Annotated in this window: 3 protein-coding genes; all 3 read left to right on the top strand. The window is 68.6% G+C overall.

Translation table 11 applies throughout. The annotated features are described in order from the left end of the window. Nucleotides 1-245: 245 nt before the first annotated feature. The gene (gene zwf / locus HKK72_RS36085; RefSeq protein ID WP_187238886.1) at nt 246-1637 is read left to right on the top strand and encodes a glucose-6-phosphate dehydrogenase; all 1392 of its coding nucleotides are present in this window, start codon (nt 246-248) and stop codon (nt 1635-1637) included. Nucleotides 1638-1906: 269 nt separating this feature from the next. Next, entirely contained in the window at nt 1907-3898 is a 1992-nt protein-coding gene (tkt, locus tag HKK72_RS36080) for a transketolase (RefSeq protein ID WP_187238885.1), read from the top strand. A gap of 82 nt (nt 3899-3980) precedes the next feature. After that, nucleotides 3981-4696, top strand: a 716-nt coding sequence (locus HKK72_RS36075) for an NADP-dependent phosphogluconate dehydrogenase (protein ID WP_187238884.1), incomplete at its 3' end; no start/stop codon positions are given.

Here is a 4696-nt window from a genome sequence, read left to right as displayed (position 1 = left end):
CCACCTTCACCGGACCCACCATGCAGGAGCTGCTGCATTCCGCGACCGTCGCCATCGTCGGCGAGGTGCCGCTCGATCGTCTGCGTCAGGCTGTGCCTTCGTTCCCCACGGTCAGCGAGGTCTGGCTGTATCTGCTCGAACGGCTCGAACACTAGTAGGAACACTCGGGCCGCGCCCGGCCGCATCGGCCATCCGGCGCGTAGCCCGAGCCGACGCGACGCGCCCAAAGGTGCCCAGGAGGGAACATGAACGTACCTCGAGGGCAGGCCCTGGTGCTGTACGGCATCTCGGGGGATCTCGCCAAGAAAATGATCATTCCGGCGCTGTACCGGCTCACCGCCCGCGGTCTGCTCGACCTGCCGGTCATCGGCGTGCATCACGACGATCTGGACACCGCCACACTGCGGGAACACGCCCACAACAGTGTCGCCGCCGCGTACGAGCGGGTCGACGAGGAGGTGTTCGACGCGTTCGCCGACCGGCTGGCGCCTGTCATCGGCGACGTGACCGATGCCGCGCTCTACGAGGAACTCGCGCGGCGCACCCCGGAGGAAACCTTCGCCGTCCACTACCTGGCCGTGCCACCGGCGCTGTTCGGGCCGATAGCGGAGGGACTGGGCGCCGCGGGGCTGAACACCCGCGGCCGGCTGGTGGTGGAGAAGCCGTTCGGCCACGACCTCGCGTCCGCGCGGTGCCTCAACACCGAACTGCACCGGTACTTCCCTGAGGGGCAACTGCTGCGCGTCGATCACTTCCTCGGCAAGGAGCCGGTTCAGAACCTCGTGATGTTCCGCTTCGCCAACAGCCTGCTGGAACCCATCTGGAACCGCGATCACGTCGACGCCGTGGAGATCACCATGGCGGAGGCGTTCGATGTCGCCGACCGCGGGGCGTTCTACGACGCCGTGGGCGCCGTCCGAGACGTGGTGCAGAACCACCTACTGCAGGTCCTGGCGTATCTGACCATGGATCCTCCGACCGACGAGAGCGCCGAGATGGAACGCGACGAGAAACGCCGGCTGATGTGCGCCATACGGACGATCGACCCTGATGACGTGGTCCGCGGCCAGTACGCCGACTATCTCCACACACCAGGTGTCTCCGCCGGTTCGACCACCGAGACCTACGTGGCCTTGCGGCTGTGGATCGACAACTGGCGCTGGGCCGACGTGCCCTTCCTGATCAGGACAGGTAAGGCGCTGGCGGCCACGACCACCGAGATCGCCGTCCGGCTCCGCCAGCCGCCGCGCATGCTGTTCCTGTCCGCCGACGCCGGCCGCCCCCGATCCAACATCGTGCGGTTCCGGCTGGAACCGGATCCCGGGGTCACGTTCGACCTGCTGGCCAAGGCCCCAGGACAGGAAGAGGCGATCCGCGAGGTGCCGGTCTCGGTGGACTTCACCACGCAGCTGGGCCAGGTGGAGAGCGCCTACGAACAGATCTTCGCCGACGCGCTGTCCGGCGATCCGCGGCACTTCGCCCGCCAGGACACGGTGGAAGAGCAGTGGCGCATCGTCGATCCCGTCCTCGACGGCAAGACACCTCCGGAGCCGTACGAGCGCGGCGGCTGGGGACCGGCGGGCGCCGACCGCCTGAGCGCCGAAGGCCGCTGGATGCCCACACAGGTACAACAATGATCACGCCTGGAGGGGGCATCATTATCCCCGGCCGGGGTGAGTGATAAACGTTCCCGACGTCCCTGAGTTTGCGGTCGCCCGACTCTTCCCCGACGGGGCGAGACCGGTAAAGCCTGAATGACGGATACGTCAATGTCGGCACCGCGCACCAGAACCGGCGCGCCAGGACCAGTACTCCAGGACCAACGTCGACCCGTGAGTTCCGAGTCGGATCGGCACCGCCCCCGCCGACCGCCGGCTTTTCGGGTCGGGGGAGCCGCTGCAGAACCATGACCGATCTCGACACCCTCTCCATCAACACGATCCGCGGCCTGTGCATGGACGCGATACAGGCGGCGGACTCTGGCCATCCCGGCACTCCACTGGACATCGCTCCGGTCGCGTACACGCTGTGGCAGCACGCCTCGGCCCTGCTCTGGTCGCTGCTGCATCTGAGCGGAGTGCATGCCGTCGATCCCGACGACGAGGTACTCGGCACCCGTGCGGTGACGCTCGAGGACCTGAAGACGTTTCGCCGGCTCGGCTCGCACTGTCCCGGCCATCCCGAATACCGCATGACGAGCGGCGTGGAGACGACGACCGGCCCCCTCGGCCAGGGCGTAGCGACCTCGGTCGGCATGGCGATCGGGGGCCGGTGGCTCGCCGCGCGCTACAACCGGGACGGCTTCCCCCTGTTCGATCTCGACGTGTACGCGCTGGCCGGAGACGGATGCATGATGGAGGGCGTCGCCTCCGAGGCCGCCTCGCTCGCGGGCCACCTGCGGCTGTCCAGACTCTGCTGGATTTATGACTCGAACCGGGTGACGATCGAGGGCGACACCGGGATCACCTTCACCGAGGACGTCGCCGCGCGGTTCATCGCCTACGGCTGGAACGTCACGACCGTGGCCGACGCCAACGACCTCGACGCGGTGAGCCGGGCACTGCACAGCTTCAGGGCCGAGACCGAGCGCCCCACCCTCATGATGGTGCACAGCCATATCGGCTACGGCTCACCGGTGGAGAACACGCCGAAAGCACACGGGGAGCCGCTGGGACCCGAGGGCGTCCGGGCGGCCAAGCGTTTCTTCGGACTGCCGGAGGACGCCGACTTCTTCATCCCACCGCAGGTCTACGACCGGTTCGCCGAGGGCGTCGGCGCACGCGGCGGCAGCGCCAGAGACGCCTGGGAGGCGATGTTCAAGGCCTACAGTGACGCCTACCCGCGGGCGGCCGACGAACTGGACCGCATCCAGCGCCGGGAACTCCCGGACGGCTGGGAGGCGGCGCTGCCCACTTTCCCACCGGACCCCGAGGGAATGGCCACCCGTGACTCCTCCGGGCGTGTGTTGAACGCCCTGGCCCAGGCGGTGCCATGGCTTCTGGGCGGCTCTGCCGACCTCGCCCCGTCGACGAAGACGCGGCTCGTCTTCGACGGCGCCGATGACTTCCGATCCGCCGACCACGTCGGCCGCAACCTGCATTTCGGCATCCGCGAGCACACGGCGGCCGCGATCGCCAACGGCATGGCGCTCACCAAGCTCCGGCCGTACTGGTCAGGATTTCTCATCTTTTCGGATTACGCACGCGCCGCCATCCGGCTGTCCGCCCTGATGGAGATACCGGTCCTGCACATCTTCACTCACGACTCCATCGGCGTCGGCGAGGACGGTCCCAGCCACCAGCCCGTCGAACAGCTCGCGTCGTTGCGCGCCATGCCCGGGTTGCCGGTATTCCGGCCCGCGGACGCGAACGAGGTCGTCGAGGCCTGGCGCGTCATCGCCGGGCTCCGCCGCGAGCCCGCGGCACTGGCGCTGTCCCGCCAGGCTCTGCCCACCCTCGACCGGTCGGTGCTGGGCGCGGCCTCCGGAGTCGCGAAAGGCGCCTACGTGCTGGCCGAGGCCTCGTCGGGAACCCCGGACGTGATCCTGCTCGCCACCGGCTCGGAGGTGGCGCTTGCGCTTGCCGCCCGTGAGGAATTGTCCGCCGAGGGCATCGGCGCCCGCGTCGTGAGCATGCCGTGCTGGGAGCTGTTCGACCGCCAGCCCAGGGACTACCGCGACCAGGTGATCCCGCCGGAGGTGCCGGCCCGGGTCGCGATCGAGCAGGCGGCGACGCTGGGCTGGGACCGCTACGTCGGCGATGGGGGCGCCGTCGTCGGGATGCACACCTTCGGCGCCTCCGCGCCGCTCAAACAGTTGCTCACCAGGTTCGGGTTCACTCCCGAACGCGTATCGCAGGTCGCTCGCGAGCGCGTGGCCGCCCGGAAGGGCGAGGGATGAAGGCGACCCAGACTCTGCACGAACGCGGGCAGAGCCGGGGTTGAAGCAGGACTAGGGGGATTCGATGACTACGGACAGACCGATGCGACTCGGCATGGTAGGGCTCGGCAGGATGGGCGCCAACCTGGTCCGCCGGCTCATGCGAGACGGCCACAGCTGCGTGGTGCACGACCTCAGCGGAGAGGCCGTTCAGGAGCTCGTGGGCGAGGGGGCGATCGGCGCGACCTCACTCGGGGACCTCGTGGCGAAGCTCGAAAAGCCGCGTGCCATCTGGCTCATGCTGCCCGCCGCCGTCGTACAGACGACGCTCGACCAGCTCGTCCCACTGCTCGATGCCGATGACACAGTGATCGACGGGGGCAACTCCTTCTACCGGGACGACATCGTCCGCGCGAAGCAACTCGCCGAGCGGCAGGTCCACTACGTGGACTGCGGGACCTCGGGCGGCGTCTGGGGCCTCGAGCGAGGTTACTGCCTCATGATCGGTGGCGATGACGCCGCCGTACGGCGGCTGGACCCGGTGTTCCGCACCATCGCGCCCGGCAGAGGCAGAGCGGAACCCACGCGCAGCAGGAGTCGGGACGGCACCGCACCCGACGGCTATTTGCACTGCGGACGCAGTGGGGCCGGTCACTTCGTGAAGATGATCCACAACGGCGTCGAGTACGGGATGATGGGGGCGATCGCCGAGGGGCTGTCCATCATCCGGCATGCCGACGTCGGCATGAAGGAGCGCGCCACGGACGCCGAGACCGCCCCGCTCCGCGATCCAGAGGCCTACCAGTACGACATCGACGT

The sequence above is a fragment of the Actinomadura sp. HBU206391 genome (assembly GCF_014323665.1).
In the GTDB taxonomy this organism is placed as follows: domain Bacteria; phylum Actinomycetota; class Actinomycetes; order Streptosporangiales; family Streptosporangiaceae; genus Actinomadura_C.
This window is presented reverse-complemented; position numbering and strand designations above follow the sequence as displayed.